This window comes from Microcystis sp. M090S1 (genome assembly GCF_020246295.1).
Lineage (GTDB): Bacteria > Cyanobacteriota > Cyanobacteriia > Cyanobacteriales > Microcystaceae > Microcystis > Microcystis aeruginosa.
In genome coordinates this window covers 1-17054 of record NZ_JADBTF010000484.1, presented here as the reverse complement: position 1 = coordinate 17054, position 17054 = coordinate 1, and the positions used below count along the sequence as shown (strand labels likewise).

At 43.2% G+C, this 17054-nt stretch carries 16 protein-coding genes; 8 read left to right on the top strand and 8 right to left on the bottom strand.

All coding sequences use genetic code 11. From position 1 onward, the window contains the following. Window positions 1–4 precede the first annotated feature (4 nt). Entirely contained in the window at window positions 5–631 is a 627-nt protein-coding gene (locus IM477_RS21365) for a hypothetical protein (RefSeq protein WP_287733376.1), read from the top strand. Next, entirely contained in the window at window positions 632–1432 is an 801-nt protein-coding gene (locus IM477_RS21360; RefSeq protein WP_287733375.1) for a tetratricopeptide repeat protein, read from the top strand. It begins immediately after the preceding gene. A gap of 158 nt (window positions 1433–1590) precedes the next feature. On the opposite strand, the gene glgA is transcribed toward IM477_RS21360, so the two are convergent. Together glgA and dacB are read right to left on the bottom strand one after the other, a co-directional pair. Next, window positions 1591–3069 carry a glycogen synthase GlgA gene (gene glgA, locus IM477_RS21355; protein WP_190722881.1) on the bottom strand — a complete coding sequence of 493 codons (1479 nt, stop codon included), beginning with the start codon at window positions 3067–3069 and terminating at the stop codon, window positions 1591–1593. A 244-nt stretch (window positions 3070–3313) separates the two neighbouring features. Next, window positions 3314–4738: a D-alanyl-D-alanine carboxypeptidase/D-alanyl-D-alanine endopeptidase gene (gene dacB / locus IM477_RS21350; protein WP_287733374.1), complete on the bottom strand. Its 1425-nt coding sequence runs from the start codon at window positions 4736–4738 to the stop codon at window positions 3314–3316. A 292-nt stretch (window positions 4739–5030) separates the two neighbouring features. Here dacB and gorA point away from each other — a divergent pair, with 292 nt between their 5' ends. Then, window positions 5031–6383 carry a glutathione-disulfide reductase gene (gorA, locus tag IM477_RS21345; RefSeq protein WP_287733373.1) on the top strand — a complete coding sequence of 451 codons (1353 nt, stop codon included), beginning with the start codon at window positions 5031–5033 and terminating at the stop codon, window positions 6381–6383. A 431-nt stretch (window positions 6384–6814) separates the two neighbouring features. On the opposite strand, the gene IM477_RS21340 is transcribed toward gorA, so the two are convergent. Beyond that, window positions 6815–7594, bottom strand: coding sequence for a slipin family protein (locus IM477_RS21340; protein WP_287733372.1), 780 nt, complete (start codon window positions 7592–7594; stop codon window positions 6815–6817). A gap of 232 nt (window positions 7595–7826) precedes the next feature. On the opposite strand from IM477_RS21340, the gene IM477_RS21335 reads away from it, so the two are divergent. The 3 genes from IM477_RS21335 (at window position 7827) to IM477_RS21325 (ending at window position 9670) form a co-directional block, all read left to right on the top strand. After that, window positions 7827–8312, top strand: coding sequence for an allophycocyanin subunit alpha-B (locus IM477_RS21335; protein WP_012267184.1), 486 nt, complete (start codon window positions 7827–7829; stop codon window positions 8310–8312). Window positions 8313–8540: 228 nt separating this feature from the next. After that, window positions 8541–9053, top strand: a complete 513-nt coding sequence (locus tag IM477_RS21330; RefSeq protein WP_004162596.1) for a hypothetical protein — start codon at window positions 8541–8543, stop codon at window positions 9051–9053. Window positions 9054–9160: 107 nt separating this feature from the next. Then, a complete protein-coding gene (locus tag IM477_RS21325) occupies window positions 9161–9670 on the top strand; it encodes a tetratricopeptide repeat protein (RefSeq protein ID WP_061430758.1) in 510 nt (169 codons plus the stop codon). 781 nt (window positions 9671–10451) lie between these two features. Here the strand turns inward: IM477_RS21325 and corA are convergent. The 3 genes from corA to IM477_RS21310 all read right to left on the bottom strand — a co-directional run bounded on the left by corA (window position 10452) and on the right by IM477_RS21310 (window position 13528). After that, window positions 10452–11612, bottom strand: coding sequence for a magnesium/cobalt transporter CorA (gene corA, locus IM477_RS21320; protein WP_287733371.1), 1161 nt, complete (start codon window positions 11610–11612; stop codon window positions 10452–10454). Window positions 11613–11703: 91 nt separating this feature from the next. Continuing rightward, window positions 11704–12981: a recombinase family protein gene (locus IM477_RS21315; RefSeq protein WP_287733370.1), complete on the bottom strand. Its 1278-nt coding sequence runs from the start codon at window positions 12979–12981 to the stop codon at window positions 11704–11706. Between the two features lie 253 nt (window positions 12982–13234). Continuing rightward, the gene (locus tag IM477_RS21310) at window positions 13235–13528 is read right to left on the bottom strand and encodes a hypothetical protein (RefSeq protein ID WP_002759475.1); all 294 of its coding nucleotides are present in this window, start codon (window positions 13526–13528) and stop codon (window positions 13235–13237) included. Window positions 13529–13774: 246 nt separating this feature from the next. On the opposite strand from IM477_RS21310, the gene IM477_RS21305 reads away from it, so the two are divergent. Further along, window positions 13775–13984, top strand: a complete 210-nt coding sequence (locus IM477_RS21305) for a hypothetical protein (RefSeq protein WP_108935274.1) — start codon at window positions 13775–13777, stop codon at window positions 13982–13984. A gap of 164 nt (window positions 13985–14148) precedes the next feature. Then, window positions 14149–14436, top strand: coding sequence for a shikimate dehydrogenase (locus IM477_RS21300; RefSeq protein WP_272076650.1), 288 nt, complete (start codon window positions 14149–14151; stop codon window positions 14434–14436). A gap of 269 nt (window positions 14437–14705) precedes the next feature. Here the strand turns inward: IM477_RS21300 and groL are convergent, their stop codons facing one another. Together groL and groES are read right to left on the bottom strand one after the other, a co-directional pair. After that, window positions 14706–16331 carry a chaperonin GroEL gene (gene groL, locus IM477_RS21295; RefSeq protein WP_287733369.1) on the bottom strand — a complete coding sequence of 542 codons (1626 nt, stop codon included), beginning with the start codon at window positions 16329–16331 and terminating at the stop codon, window positions 14706–14708. Window positions 16332–16377: 46 nt separating this feature from the next. Further along, the gene (gene groES / locus IM477_RS21290; protein ID WP_193977531.1) at window positions 16378–16689 is read right to left on the bottom strand and encodes a co-chaperone GroES; all 312 of its coding nucleotides are present in this window, start codon (window positions 16687–16689) and stop codon (window positions 16378–16380) included. Between the last annotated feature and the right edge of the window lie 365 nt (window positions 16690–17054).

The following is a 17054-nucleotide window of genomic DNA, read 5'->3' as shown; positions in this document are numbered from 1 at the left end:
AATCATGGTTAGAAATCTCGACTCACCCCTAATACTTGAGGATAATAATCGCCCCCCTGTCTCTCAATTGCTAGAATTTCTCTTAACAAAAGAAAAAAACACTAAAAAAACTAAAGAAAATCTGACTTTTGAGGCTTTAGTCGGTACTTGGCGATTATACTTTATCACGGGAACTCAAAAAGCTAAAAAGAGAGCGGGAATTGTTTTGGGTAAGGGTCGCTATCTACCGTCCTGGTTAAAAATTACCATCTCTTACCAAAGAAATGAGAGTTTAGAACCGGGAGAATTTATCTCTGGAAGCGTCAGCAATCAGATAGTTTTAGGGGCAGTAAAACTATCCGTAAGCGGTCCGGTTAAGTTTTTTCCTAAAACCCGTCTTCTTGCCTTTGATTTTACCCGGCTCAACCTAACCCTATTTAATCGCTCTCTCTATTCAGGTTTTATTAGAAATGGCCAGGTAAGTGAAGCGAATTTTTATCAGGAAAGTAGCAAAAAACAGGCATTTTTTGCCTATTTTCTGATCACAGAAACAATGATGGCAGCCCGGGGACGAGGGGGAGGATTAGCCCTTTGGATAAAAGAGATAAGTGAGACAAAACTAGCTGAAAATAAGTTATTAGAGGAGAAATAGATGGGATATTCTATTGAGGTAGATGGGACAAATTTTGACAGTGAAGTGATCGAGAAATCCTATCTAAATACGGTGATTTTAGACTTTTATGCTCTGTGGTGTGGACCCTGTAAATTGGTAAAACCGATGCTAGAAAAACTGGCAAGCGAATATAATTTTATCCTGGCCAAAATAGATATAGATAAAAATCCCGAATTAGCCGAACAATACGATGTAGAAGGAGTTCCCGATGTGCGAATTGTCAGCAAGGGAGAAGTGTTACCCTGTTTTGTCGGTGCTTTGCCAGAAGAACAAATTAGAGACTTATTTTCCCGTCTCGATTTAAAATCGGAATTAGAAACAGGATTAGCAGAAATACAAGAAGCGATTGCCCTCGATAATTTGCCCGCAGCTAAACAATTATTTGATCGTCTTTTTCCTAAATATCCCAACGAACCACGATTAGTTATTATGGCGGTAAAATTTCTCATGCGTCTAGAAAAATGGTCTGATGCTTACCGATTAATCAGTGCTATTAAAGAAGAAAATCCCCTGATCAAAGGTTGGAAAACTCTCCTAGAATTTCAACAGTTAAAACCAGAAAATAATCCCCTCGATCCGATATTTTTTACTGGGATTAATTCCGCATTAAAAGAAGATTATGCCGCCGCTTTAGATAAACTGATCAGCGTAGTGGAAGAAAGTAGAAAATATCGTCAGGATGGGGCAAGAAAAGCCATGTTAGCCATATTTCAGATTTTAGGAGTTAGTCATCCCCTCACCCAAGAATACCAAGCAAAGTTAACATTTCTGCTCTACTAGGTAGGGTTTGCGGCAAAAAGTTTTTTGGTGGGGTTAGGAGTCGGTCATCAGGAGTCAGGAGTCGGTCAAAACTAAAGCAATTCCCCTAGAAATTTCAACAAATCTATTCCTTGAATTTCTGTTGACAACTGCCAGGGAATTGCTAGAGACAAGAAAGCTTATTTGTGGCGAATCATTTCATACAGGGCAACGTATTCTTCCCCGGGGCCATTCCAAGAGTAATCGCATTCCATGCCTTGAATCGCTAATTTTTGGAATTCTTCCGGTTGAGTGTACCACAATTCCAATGCCCGGGACATAGCTGATTCGAGGGCATTATTATCGGGATCAAAAAAGACAAAACCATTGCGTTCTTCGGGTTGGTGATAGGTATCATAATCGCGATCAAAAACCGTATTAACTAAACCACCAACTCCCCGGACGATGGGAACGGTTCCGTATTTTAAGCTGATTACTTGTGTCAGTCCGCAGGGTTCAAAATTACTGGGAACCACAATCATATCGGCCCCCGCATAAATGAGGTGAGATAATTCCTCATTAAAGCCCAATTCAATATGGACATCAGGGTTATTATTTAGGTGATTTTTCTCGTGCCAGAACCAGTTATTAATTAACGATTCGGTGGCGGAACCTAGGAGGACAAATTGCGCCCCGCGAGCTAAGGCATAATACATGGCATGGTGAACTAAATGTACGCCTTTTTGGTCATCTAAACGACCGACATAACAAATTAAGGGCTTTTCTGGTTCATCTCTTAACCAGAGTCTTTCTCGCAGTGCCTTCTTATTGCGTGCCTTCTCGGAGAAGTTATCAATACCATAGGGTGCAGCAATAAATTTATCCACTTCCGGGTTCCAGATATTGTAATCTAAACCGTTGAGAATGCCAGTAAATTTGTGTTGATGCAGGTGAATTGTATGACCTAAACCGTAACTAACATCGGTGTGGTGTGCTTCCCAAGCATGGTGGGGTGAGACGGTGTTGAAATAGTTGGAAAAGACGATACCACCTTTCATAAAATTAATCACAAAAGGATTGAAGTTATCGCGCATTCGGGCATAGCTAAAGTAGTAAGTATCGTTATTTAATCCTGTTGCCCAGAGAATTTCCGCACCAGCAAATCCTTGATGTTTAAAGTTATGGATGGTGTAGAGAACGCGCTGATTGCCCATACCATGATATTTATAAATTTCAAAAAGTAAGGGCGGAATTAAACCGGTTTGCCAGTCGTGACAATGAATTATATCGGGACGTTTATTACTTCTGAGCAAAAATTCTAAAGCGGCTTTGCAGAAGAAGGCAAAACGCATATTATCGTCTTTACAACCGTAGTAAGTACCGCGATTAAAGAAATTATCGCCCGAATTGGGTTGAATAAAGAAACACAAGCGCCCGTGTACCCAACCACAAAAAACGTTACAGTGAATTGCCCCACCGTACCAAGGTACCCACAGGTCCCGATAAGCCTCGTGTAAGCCCCAAATTTGGTCGTAGCGCATACAATCATACATGGGTAGGATTAGCTCCACGCAATGACCGCGAATTTCTAATTCTCGACTCAATCCATATACCACATCCCCCAATCCCCCAGCTTTAATCACTGGAGCGCACTCAGAGGCAACCTGAACTATATACATATATCAATAACTCCGTCGATTAATCTACAGGTCAGCTAGAAGCAATTTTTACAAAAGTATACAGTCTTCTGTGATTAATTGACTCGATCGAATTAGTTGCGGGTTGGGGTAGTGGGGTGTTGGGGTGTTGGGGTAGTGGGGTGTTGGGGTGTTGGGGTAGTGGGGAATTTAACTGAAATTTCCCTATCTCCCTAAATCCCTATCTCCCCAAATCCCCAAATCCCTATCTCCTGTCTCCTGAAGATTAACAGCGTTTTAACTGTCCTAGGAGCAAAATCACCTCATCGATGCCTTTTCTGAGGGTGGTGGCGGGTTGATCGCTGTTATTTACGGTTATGCTAAAGATTAGGGGTTGATTGTCAGCGGTTGCTAGATAACCCGCGAGGGCGATAACTCCGGTTAAAGTCCCGGTTTTTGCCTGTAATCGTCCTTCTAGGGGAGTCTGGCGGAATCTATTGGTTAAAGTGCCATCAACGCCGCCAATGGCTAAAGAACGCCGATAATCAGGATTTTCTGCCATTAGTTGTAAAATTTGACCTAAAGTCTTGGGTTTAATTAGGTTTTGTCGTGATAGCCCCGAACCGTCGCCGATTTTATAACTATCGCTGTTAATTCCCAGTTTTGTTAAAGTTTCTTGCAATCCCGACACACCGCCGATCATTTGTAGTAGGGTTTCGGCTAGTAAATTATCGCTATTTTTATTGACTTTTTCCACCAAATATGCTAGGGGTTCTGATTCTAAATTGGTGATCTCATAGCCGAGAATCTGTGAACTAATTTCTGCGTTTTTAACGGTAATTCCCGCTTTTTCAAGGATATTACGCCAGCGAGCCAGGAAATATTCCGAGGGTTGGGGAATAGCTAAATTAAAATCATCTTGACTATCAATAGCTAGAGAACCAGTGATAATCAGGCGATTATTGGCTAAATTGCCCTTCATTGCCAGAGTATTCGGGCTTCCTTGCGCTGCGGTGCTGGTTTGATTCTCAATTAGCCATTGTTTAGCGGCAATGGGATCAGACCATTGTAAATCTAAGCTTTGCCCCAATTGTCGCGGTAAAAGCTTTAAAGTGACGGAATTTTCGTTTAAAACCAAGCTAGAAGCGGGTACAGCATAGTCAAAAAAGACATCTTCCCATTCCCAGGTTTTTTGACTATCGGAGACGACAAAAGGACTAGCAACGACAATTAAGCGATAAATTGAGTTAATTCCCTGTGCTTTTAACTTTTCTGCTAATTTTTCTAACTTTTCTGTGGTTATGGTTGCATCTCCCCTCCCGACTAAGGTTAAAGTTTCTAAATCGGGGGGGTTGCCTTGGGCTAAAATGGGGGTTTTCAGACGATAATCGCGGTTAAATTTGCTGAAAGCGGCAGCAGTGGTTAATAATTTCGCAGTAGAAGCGGGAGTAAAAAAGTTATTTTCGTGGAGACTATAGAGATTTTCCTGAGAATTAAGGGATTTTACTAAAATTCCCCAATAAGCGCCTTGATAATCGGGTCGGGCCAAAATGCGATCGATCCTGGTGGCTAAGTCTGCGGGACAGATAAACTCGGAAGGGGGGGAATTGTCTTGACTGATGGGGGTTGCGAGGGTGACGGGATGGTTTACCCAGAGAAATAGAGAACAAGTCCCCAAGAGAAAAGATAATTTCGAGCGGCGTGTTAGCATAGAATTAAGTCTTGGCAGTAGGTAAATTGACTCTAAGTAGCTGGTTATAATTAAATTAAAAATGGATTTTAGGTTTGATCCCCCCTGCCCCCCTTAATAAGGGGGGTGCCGATAGGCGGGGGGATCTGAAAGTTTTTAATACCTACCTACTTAATTTAGCAGCATTAGTGACCATATTCTGCTAGTTACTCGATAGATTCAGTTAGGGATTGATCCGAGATATTCGCTCCCCTTTTTGCCAAAAAAGTTTCTTGATTCCGTCAAACTTCTATTCATGTGCGAGGATGTTTTTATGAGTTATGATTTTGATTTATTGGTGATTGGTGGTGGTTCTGGTGGTATTGCCACCGCTAGACGGGCAGCCGAATACGGGGCAAAAGTGGGATTAGCAGAATACGATCGTTTGGGAGGAACCTGTGTTAATCGCGGTTGTATTCCCAAAAAATTAATGGTTTATTCTAGTCGTTTTCCGCAACTATTTAAGGATGCGGAAGGTTACGGTTGGAGTCCAGTAGAGAGTCAGTTAAATTGGCAAAAATTAATTAGTGCCGTTAATCAGGAAACTATACGTTTGAATGGCATTTATCAAAAGATGCTCGATAATTCTCAAGTGACGATTTTTCCTAATTATGCCAAGTTTATTGATACCCATACCCTAGAGGTGGGAGATCAGAAAATTACTGCCGATAAAATTTTAATTGCCGTGGGGGGACATCCCGTTAAACCTGATATTCCGGGGATCGAACATACAGTAGTTTCTGATGCCATGTTTCAACTGCCAGAACAACCAAAAAGAATTATAGTTTTAGGGGCAGGATATATTGGGGTAGAATTTGCTGGTATTATGCACGGATTAGGGACAGAAGTGGTGCAGTTAATCCGTAAAGACAAGATTTTAAGAGGGTTTGATGAGGATATCCGCGATGAGATTCAAGCGGAAATGATCCGTCAGGGAATTAAAATTATGCCCGAAACTTTCCCCACTTCGATCGAGAAAACTGCTGAGGGTTTAAAAGTACATATTCAGGGTCAAGAAACCTCAGAAATCTTATTTGTTGATGCCCTAGGATTAGCCGCTACTGGAAGAATTCCTAAGCTGGAAAAATTGGGCTTAGAGAATGTCAATGTTGAGGTAAAAAACGGGGCAATTGTTGTCAACGAGTATAGCCAAACCAGCGAAGATAATATCTATGCCGTGGGCGATTGTACTGATCAAATTAATTTAACTCCCGTGGCCATTAATCAGGGGCGAGCTTTTGCCGATACAGTCTTCGGTAATAAACCCAGGTTAATGAGTTATGAAAATGTTCCTTCGGCAGTATTTTCTACTCCTGAAGCGGCGACGGTAGGATTAACAGAATTGCAAGCAAAAAACCTATATGGTGACACGGGGATTAAAGTTTATCGGTCTAAATTCCGCCCTGGTTACAATGTTTTACCAGGCCGAGAGGACAAAACTTTGATGAAATTAGTTGTCCATCAGGAAAGTGGTAAAATTCTCGGGGCGCACATGGTGGGAGATCACGCCGCCGAAATTATTCAAGGAGTAGCCATTGCCGTAAAAATGGGGGCGACAAAAGCCGATTTTGATGCCACTGTCGGCATTCATCCCAGTGCTGCTGAGGAATTCGTCACCATGCGTTAATTAACAATTTTAGGTGTGTTAGTTTGGGTGCATCTCACACTTACAGAAATACCGACAATCAGCAATTATCAGCTTCTGAAGGCAAGAGGCAACAGGCAAGAGGCAAAAGACAGAATCTGACAATTCTCCTACCTAAAAAGAAGGTTATAAACTAAGCATATCAAAGCTTTTGGCTTAACCAATTAGGTCTTAGATTCGGTCGAGTGACTCTTAGATTATTACAGATATATCAGCAGCTGCCTGTAAGCATCCCACCGAAAAACTAATGCGCGGGGGGTTTGGGGGGTAGAACCCCCCAAAAGCTTGGATTGAGTAATAAAATCGGAAGTAACGCCCGATTTTAGCAGAGAGTTTCCCATTAAAAATGCCAACTTGGTAGATTTACAAAAATGAGATACACCCGTTAGGTTTGTCTAACACACCAGAGAAAATTAACCCTTTTGGCTATTGACAATATTTTGTGATGGTTTTTCGGCTAATTTTTGAGCAAGATTTAAGATATCGGAGGGGATCATAATGATGGTACTGGTGTTATTTTCCGCTCCAATTTCCGTTAACATTTGTAGGCGGCGTAATTCCAAAGCGGCGGGATTTTCCATGATTAATCGGGAAGCTTCCGCTAATTTTAAGGAGGCTTCCTGTTCTGCGGCAGCTTTAATCAAACGGGCGCGTTTTTCTCGCAATGCTTCCGCTTCCTTGGCCATAGCTCGCTGCATAGCGGTGGGAATTTCCACATCTTTCATCTCCACCCGTTCGATATCAATGCCCCAAGGTTCGCTAATTTCATCGACAATTTGTTGGACTGCTTGATTAATTTTGTCTCGTTTTTGCAAGACATCATCGAGACGATTTTGACCAACTACATTTCTTAAAGTGGTCATGGCCGCTTGGTAAACGGCCGCAGAATAGGATTCGACTTTATTAATCGCTTTGCCAGGGTCGATAATGCGATAGTAGAGAACCGCATTAACCTTAATTGTGACATTATCGGCGGTGACAGTTTCTTGCGGGGCGATATCGACGGTTTTGGTGCGAATATCCAGCTGCATTTTTTGGTCAACTAGGGGAATGATCCAGTACAGTCCGGGGCCTTTGGTGTCTTGATAACGCCCTAGGCGAAAGATAACACCACGCTGGTATTCTCGATCGATTTTAAAGCCATTTAACCCCAGAATGCCCGCTATCAATAGGAAGGGCGCTAAAAATTCCATATTAATTACCAGTTATCGGGTTCAAGTTAATCAGTGTGCGGTGACATCTCAATTGCCATCTCCTCGCTCCTGACCACTAATACATTCATTCTAGAGAGTAACCGGGCTGTTGGGGACACTCATAACGAAATATTACAATTTTTAGGAATTGCCCAACCAGCAGCGATGACTCGACTTCCAGACCCCGACCTGAGATAAACTACAGAATGTTATCAGAATTTACCTTGATATTATGAGCGTAGTTAGCCAAGTCATCCTCAAAGCCGACGACGAACTTCGTTATCCTAGTAGTGGTGAACTACAGGGTATCGGGCAATTTTTAAAAACCGGTGAGCAGAGAATTCGCATTGCCGAAACTCTCGCTGACAATGAGAAAAAAATCGTCGATCAGGCTCAAAAACAACTGTTCAAGAAACGTCCCGATTATAGAGCGCCGGGGGGCAATGCCTACGGTCAGCGTCAATATAATCAATGCTTGCGCGATTATGGTTGGTATCTCCGTCTAGTTACCTATGGGGTATTAGCCGGAGATAAGGGACCGATCGAACAAACCGGTCTGATCGGGGTCAAAGAGATGTATAACTCTCTTAATGTTCCCGTCCCCGGCATGGTGGAGGCGATTCGTTGTCTCAAAGAGGCCGCTTTAGGTCTTTTGACTCAAGAGGATGCCGTGGCAGCAGCCCCCTACTTCGACTTTATCATCCAGTATATGTCCTAAGCGATCGGGACAATCCCAAGGGCCTGAAGTCTGAAAAGGGGCAATTTTCGTCTCTTTCAGGGTTCAGGCTTGACTTTTTTCAGTGATAACTGATTACTGATTACTGATTACTGATTACTGATTACTGATTACTGATTACTGATTACTGATAACTGATTACTGATAACTGATAACTGATTACTGATAACTGATTACTGATAACTGATAACTGATAACTGATCACTGATTATGTTTTGGCGCATTATACTACTTACTTTTCTGATTCCATCGGTCTATGGGGTGTTTGGCTGGTCGATCGCCCATGAGCGTTTATCATGGAGTGATTGGTTACTTGCCCGCGGTGATGAGATGAATTGGACTCTCACTAGCGAATGGCTAGAAATCATCATCTATATCCTAGCGGTAGGGGTTATCCTCTCAATTGCCCTAGGATTAACTCTGTTTAGTCACTTAATGCCGGTATTTTTCCGCAGTTGGTTTAAAAACGATATTAGTGCTGTATTATCAATTCTCGGCTGGTCTTTGGCGGTAGTTTTTATCTTCCACAAGTGGGCGGTATTTAGTCGAGTTTTAATCCTCTTAGCCGCCACTATCCTTGGTCGTCTAGAACTTCAGGAAGCAGGTTACAATAGGTGGCAAGTTTTCCTGATGCTCACCATCCTCTGCTTAGGTAGTTTTGGCTTGGGAATTTGGGCTTATAATCTTTGGGGTCACGAATTTCATCGAGTTACTACTGATTAATCTTATCTGGTGCGTGGGGTGCGGATTACTAATTTTGGTTTTTCATTCCAAGGTTATCGCCGCCTAACGCACCCTACAAAATTGCTTATCTCTAATCTTTAAAAAGTATGCCCAAAAAAAATAACGATACGCTCAAACGAGTCTTAATTGTTTCCTCTGGTTTAGTATTTCTGGCTTTAATGGTGGTGCCAACTTTAGGTTTATTGAAAAATAATAATTCTAATTCACCCCAAGGCAATCAACCCGGGCAAGAGGCAACTATTCCTCCCGAAAAATTAGAAGAAATGGTCAAAGGTTACGAGAAAATTCTCGAACGTGAACCAGATAACCCCACTGCTTTGCAAGGACTCGCCCAAGCTCGCTTACAGTTAAAAGATTTTATCGGAGCCAGAGAACCTTTAGAAAAGTTATATCAAAAATATCCCGACAATCTGGAAGTTATGCTAGTTCTTTATGGAACAAGATTACAAACTCAAGACGTTTCTGGAGCTAAAAGTATCCTAGAAAAATTAGTCAAAAACTATCCCCAAGAACCGAAGTTTAAAGAAGAATTAACTCGCTTAAATCAAGCGATTGCGGCAGCTTCTAAACAGCCACCTCCAGGGACTAAAAAGTAATGAAAAAAGAATTAATTATTGAAGCTGGGCGAAGTGAAAGACAATATCGAGAATTTTTTATTTCTTGACTTGTTGCGATTATCGACATTGCTTGGGCATTACTGCGGCCCTTCTTCGGTAAATTAGCCCCTTTAGCTAGGGTTTGCTGAATAAATCTAAAAATCTTGTTGGATAATATTTTTAGGCTTTTTTGAAATCAAAAAGTGCCAGCCATTGGAGTGATCGGGGGGGAAATTTAGGCACTTTTTCCCTGAAAATTAGGTAATTGACCCCCTGAAAATGGGTAAAACCCTACACCCCACACCCTACACCCTACCCCCACGAAAAACTTTTTCAGCAGACCCTACCTAGGAATGGCCCTGCCCCCTAGACGACTAGAAAGAAACTTCGCTAATATCATCTAACCCTGACATTAGCTAACTTTGTTAGATAAGAACTTTTTTAGGAATTATGATCGGCCTATAATAGTAACTGTAGTCACCCCTATCCTTTAGCGATAATTCTTGGTTTGGGGTTGATGTCCTTCAGCGCAAGCGAGATTGGTTATGAAAATTAGCGAACTAGAAAACTACTTGGCTCAGGTTAAGTCAGAGATTGGTGACATCGATATCGTCTATCAATGTCACAGCCAGCACTATAGTTGGTTGGACAAAATGAGAAGCCATCAACTGAAAGTGTTAAAAAATACCGTAGACACTAAACTATTAATTTCTCTGCAATAGCCATTTTCTCTTGCTAGATGCCGGCAAGGTAATCCGGTCTGTCTAATCTGCTTAACAGTTTATCTTTTCTTCACTGTCGATAGGTTCTTAAACCAGCCGCGTCGCCAAAAGAAAATGATTAAACTGAAAGCAATGGTTAGCATCAATACCCAGACGAACACATAGCCCCAATACCATTCTAATTCGGGCATATTATAGGGGGATTTATCAGTATTAAAGTTCATGCCATAAATACCGACAATGAAGGTGAGCGGGATAAAAATCGTCGAGATTACCGTTAAAGTTTTCATAATCTCGTTCATTTTATTACTCACGGAAGACAGGTAAAAATCCATTAAACCATTGGCAAATTCCCGGTAATTTTCGATAACATCGAGAATTTGTACCACATGGTCATAACAGTCTCTTAGATAGGGTTTAATGGTTGTATCGATGACAATATACTCATCGCGTAAAAGCGCATTGAGGGTGTCCCTTTGCGGCCAAATTGCTCGTCGCAGGGAGAGTAATTCCTGACGCAGTTGGTAGATTTTTGATAAAATTTGTTCCGTGGGACTAGCTAAAATTTCGTTTTCTAACTCCTCGATTCTTTCTCCGTAGGACTCTAAAACAGGAAAATAACCGTCAATAATGGCATCCCAAATCGAGTAGGCTAAATAACCCGATTTTTGCTGCCGGATGGAACCTTTATTTAAACGGATTCTTTCCCTAACTCCCTCTAAAGAATCGTATTGTCCTTCTTCCTGCACGGTTAAAACATAATTCTTCCCGACTATTAAACTGATTTGTTCTAGCAAAAAACCCTGATGATCGATCAGGATGGCCATCGGCACTATTATTAAAATATAATTCTCGCATTCTTCCACTTTTGGTCTTTGGGGAATACTGACTATATCCTCAAGGGTTAAGGGATGTAAATGAAAAATTTCCCCCAACTCTTGCAGTTTATCCTCATTACCCAAACCGACGATATCGATCCAAGAGATGGAATCATTGGATAAATATTTAAGACAGTCTTGAGGTAAAAGATTATTAACTCTAGTGGCTTGTTGGGAGTTATAATTAATTAAAAATATCTCGGTAGCAACGGCATTTTCATCGATGGTGATTAACCCCGGCATCGTACCGGGTTGATTATAGTGATAATCGTAAAGGTGGGGTTTTGTCCGGGAGGATTTTCGCCCTTTTTTATACCTAGTTAATCTTTTGTTATTGCTCATAGTTGAGATCGATCGCTGTTTGCCTTTTTCTTAGCATTGATCGCTCAAACATTCCTCAATTTTTAGCTAACTTTAAGATTGTCCCAGACTCTTAAAAAACGAAGATTAAACGTAAATGCCAATTATTAGCCGTTTCCCTCTCGATTTCGATGCGACGGATAAACTCACGAAAATAAAAACGGCGCTCTATTTCCGATAAATCTCGCCAAAATTGCGGAAAAGCAACGGCACGAGCGATAATAGTCAGGTTATCGGGGGGTAATTGGTCTAAACGTCCTTGAATCTGCGCGATCTCGTTTTTCAGTTTATAGGCCCGTAGATTAGCCGTTTCTTGATCTAAAATTCCCGCCGCTTCTAGGGAGGGCAATTGCGACAAAATATCGTTTTTTTGCCCTATTTCCTCGCTCATTCCCCGTTTGATCCCCTCTAAATCCGGTAAAGATATCTGAGCGATCGTCGGTGGTAGGTCTTGACAAATGCGCTCGATTGTGCTAACGAGAATTTTTTCATAAGCGATCGCCGAACATTTTTTTGTCCGGGGACATTGCAAAGGTCGCAAATAGAGGTATTCTAGACCCTTTCCTCGCGCCGTCACTTTGGTAATTGTCATCCCCGATTGACATTGACTACAGACGACTAAACCCGCTAAGGAACGCGGGGCGCTGGCACTGCGGGGGGGTAATTTGCGATTATTTCTCAGGATGCGATCGATCTGGGCCGCTTCTTCCCGGGAGATAATCGGGGTGTGGGTATCGGGGATAATATCTTGACCGAGATAGCACAAATCGCCGCGATAAACGGGATTAGTCAGCCATTTATGGGCAGTAGCTACCGATATCTTCTTACCGTAGCGTTTTTCTAGATAGCGCACCGTGGAACGCAGGGAAGCGGAAATCAAAAAGCGATCGAAAAAGTCTTTGACTACTGGCGCGGTACTGCGATCGAGTATATAACGCTCCTTGCCACGACGATAACCGTAGGGTGCTTTTCCGGGGGGAGGCAAAGCTTGCAGACGATTGTGAGCGTGACCTGCTTTTAAACGGTTACTTAGTTCGTTTTTTGATATTTCTTGCAGAATCTTGGCAAAATTCAGCTTATAATCCGGGTCTTCTAGGGCAATTATATCTATGTCGAGGGCTTCTAAGGATTGTAAAATTTTGCTAACTTCCGTGCCATTGTCTCCCAATTCTGCTAGGCGACGTAGGATCAGCAGTCGGGGGGGAGTCCCTTGACAATCGCGGAGCAGTTGCTGCCGTTGTGAGCGATCGCCAAAATCCTGATACACTTGTTCGGGAGAATAGGTCGAAATCGAGGCATCGGGGGGACTATCGAGCAGGGGATTGGTATAGGTGTAGGCGATAATTTTCATGTTTTGCCGAAATCCTGGTATAGATAAGCTGTACTGCCTTGAAACCGCGTCTTGAAAAGTTTAGTACAAATGCTCGAACTACCTCTCCCCGCTCCCAACTCCGGCACTCATAGACAGTCTTAACCAGTAATTTAGATAGTCAACAGCTTACCCGCGGGCGAATGGAAAAGGAATTTCTGCCCATCTCCCTAACCCCCGCCAGCTGGCGCTCGTTCCGCTACACTTGGCAATTTCTAGGCCGGGCGCGATTCGTCTAGGGAGAGGGTAAAGAGCGAAGGAAAACCGTGAGTATGGCGGTAATAATCGCGACGGTTACGGGGATAATCAGCGATTTCGCCCCTTTTAAATCGGATATATCCTTAACTAGCCCCGATTGTTCGTTTTCTAGCCTTTCTAACCGCTTATCCATTCCCTCGACTTTCTCGATTAATTTTGCCTGTCCTACCTCTAGTTTTGTCAGGCGATCATCGATTCGATCGATCTTTCCCTCGATCCGCGTCAGGATGGCTTCTAGGGAATAGGTGACGGTTTCTCCCGATTGACTCATAAACTAAATTCCTTGTTGCGGGGGATACTTCGCATTCTATCACTCCCGAAAGATGGCAGAATTACCAATCCAGAGGCAACGGCAACGATTATCAGCCTACAATATTACTAGGCGATCGAATAATCTCCGAAATTCAGATGAGTCAATTAAGATCTATTTCTGGGAAAAAGTTCGCCAAAATTTGAGAACGTCATTGAGAATTCAAGGTAGCCATTACATTTACTGTATTACTCGTTAAGACTGTCTATGAACCATCGTCAACAATTAATTCAAGAACTCGAACAAGCACCTGATGATCTAATAGAAACCGTGTTAGATTTTTTACATCGAGTTCAGGCAACAGGCAACAGTCATCCTCTAGCCAATTTTTCAGGCATTTTAAGCGATTCAGAGGCACAAGAACTGCAACAAGCCATTAAAACAGAATGTCGTCAGGTAGATGTCAATGAGTGGTGAAATGGATTGCTGCTCAATGTATAGAAAATAATTGGGTATTGGTGACAGATGATACTGATTTTAATTATGTAGATGGACTGATTTTAGAACGTTGGTAAGGAGCGCATCACCTACAAAAACAGCCTACAATACCACTAGGCGATCGAATATTCCCGGAAATTCAGATGAGTCAATCCCCCGTCACCGATTCCCTAGAAATTATCCTGACAAATATCACGGAAAAATTAGACTCTTTACAGAAAGATTTCACCGATCTAAAAGTAGATATGGCCGAGGTGAAAACCGAACTCAAAAGTATTGATAGGCGATTGGAAAAAGTAGAGGGAACACAGGACGCTTTAATTAAGGATGTATCCGACCTTAAGGGAGCAAAATCGTTGATTATTCCCGTGGTAGTAGCAGTATTAACCAGTATTCTGACTCTGCTGGTGCGATCGATCCCTAATCCTTAAAAGCTTCCCCGTTTGTACAGTAAATTCGTAGGTCGGGTTGAGGCAACGAAACCCGACATAGACCCTCGGTTGTTGGGTTTCACTCCGTTCAACCCAACCTACGGCTGATTATCTATTGCCCCTTTTGCCTATTGCAAGAGTGCATGAGTGCCTCTCCTGATATGTAGTCTATACTCAACGGATTTAGTATTAACCCGGAGTGATATTTTTTCATCAAAAAAAACTCGATCGCTTAAATGCGATCGAGTCAAGAAAAAATAGACTAATTATTAATAGTCGAAGTCACCACCGCCGGCGGGGGCAGCGGATTTTTCTTTTTCGGGTTTATCCACAACAATACACTCGGTAGTTAAAACCATACCGGCGATCGAAGCGGCATTTTGTAGGGCAGAACGAGTCACTTTAGCGGGGTCAACGATACCCGCCTCAAACATATCGGAGAACTCACCGGTAGCGGCATTATAACCGACATTAAAGGGCTTTTCTTTCACCCGTTCGGCAATAACTGCACCGTTTTGGCCGGCATTTTCAGCGATCCGTTTTAAGGGGGCAGAAATCGCACGAGAAACGATTAAAGCACCGGTTAATTCTTCATGCTGGAGGGTTTCTTTGGCCCAAGTTTCCAATTGGGGAGCGAGGTGAGCTAAAGTAGTACCACCACCGGGGACGATACCTTCTTCTACGGCTGCTTTAGTGGCGTTAATCGCGTCTTCTAGGCGCAATTTGCGGTCTTTCATTTCCGTTTCGGTAGCGGCACCAACTTTAATCACTGCCACACCCCCGGCTAATTTAGCCAGACGTTCTTGCAGTTTTTCTTTATCGTAGGAAGAATCGGTTTCCTCGATTTGACGGCGAATTTGCTCACAACGGGTTTTCACTGCCACGTCGTTGCCTTCGGCGACGATGGTGGTGGTATCTTTGTTCATAGTGATACGACGGGCCGTACCTAAGCTGTCAATTTTGGTGGTTTCCAGTTTTAAACCCGCATCTTCGCTAATGACTTGACCACCGGTTAAGACGGCGATATCTTCTAACATCGCTTTTCTGCGATCGCCAAATCCAGGGGCTTTCACCGCAGTGACGTTAAGAACACCGCGCAGACGGTTAACTACTAGGGTTGCCAAAGCTTCTTTTTCGATGTCTTCGGCGATAATTACTAGGGGTTTGCCTTGACGGGCAACTTGTTCGAGAATGGGAACCAAATCCTGTACTAAACCGATTTTTTTGTCGGTAATCAGAATAGCGGGATCCTCAAAAACGCATTCCATGCGTTCGGTGTCGGTGACAAAGTAGGGAGAGATATAACCTTTGTCAAAACGCATCCCTTCGGTGATTTCTAGTTCGGTGGTCATCGATTTCCCTTCTTCTAGGGAAATTACGCCTTCTTTACCGACTTTATCCATGGCCGAGGCGATCATTTGACCGACTTCATCATCGTTACCGGCAGAGATTGCGCCCACTTGTGCGATCGCTTTGGAGTCTTCTACGGGTTTCGCGTGTTTGGCGATTTGACCGACGAGGAAATCGGCAGCTTTATCGATACCTTTTTTCAGAGAAATCGGGTTAGCACCGGCGGCGACGTTGCGTAAACCTTCTTTAACAATAGCGTGAGCGAGAACGGTGGCGGTAGTAGTACCATCACCCGCTACATCGTTGGTTTTTGAGGCGGCTTGGCGAATTAAAGCCACACCGGTGTTCTCGATATGGTCTTCCAGTTCGATTTCTTTAGCGATGGTGATGCCATCATTGACGATTTGGGGTGCGCCAAATTTCTTTTCGAGGACGACGTTACGACCTTTGGGGCCAAGGGTGACGGCTACCGCTTCGGCCAGCAGATCCATGCCTTTTTCTAAGGCGCGACGGGCATCTTCGTTGTAGATAATAGATTTAGCCATAATGTATCGTTATTCGGGCAAAATAGGGGTTTTCAAGGGTAGATGATTAGGAAACGGCGGCGAGAATGTCTTTTTCGGAGAGGAGAACGAATTCTTCGCCACCAAGTTTGATATCGGTTCCGGCATATTTGGAGTAGAGAACTTTGTCACCCACACCCACTTCTACGGGAGTACGGCTACCGTCATCGTTGCGTTTGCCGGGGCCGACGGCCACGACTTCCCCGATTTGGGGTTTTTCTTGAGCGGCGTCGGGAAGGAAAATACCACCGGCGGTTTTTTCTTCGCTGGGACTAACTTTGACGAAAACTCGATCGCCTAGGGGTTTAACAGTAGTTACGTTGATGCTGACTGCAGCCATGGAATATCCTCCGTTTCTCTTGTATTTGGGTAAGTGTCTTTTCCAGATTAGCACTCTTACCTTCCGAGTGCTAATTTACCGAAATACAAGGCCCCTGACAACTGCTCGATCGGTACGGGTTTCCGAACTATGGTGTTAAGCTAGGGTTTGCTGAAAAAGGCTGAAAAAGTTTGTTGGTGGGGTTAGGAGTCGGGAGTCAGGATTCAGGAGTCAGGAGTCGGTCGTCAGGAGAATTAAGAATGAGCATTAATCAATTAAATGCTCTATTTAGGGTCGGCTGAAAAAGTAGGGGCGAAGCATTCGGGCAATAACCTATCGGTGAAACCGTAGATTTTCTATCCGAATGCTTCGCCCCTACAGGACGT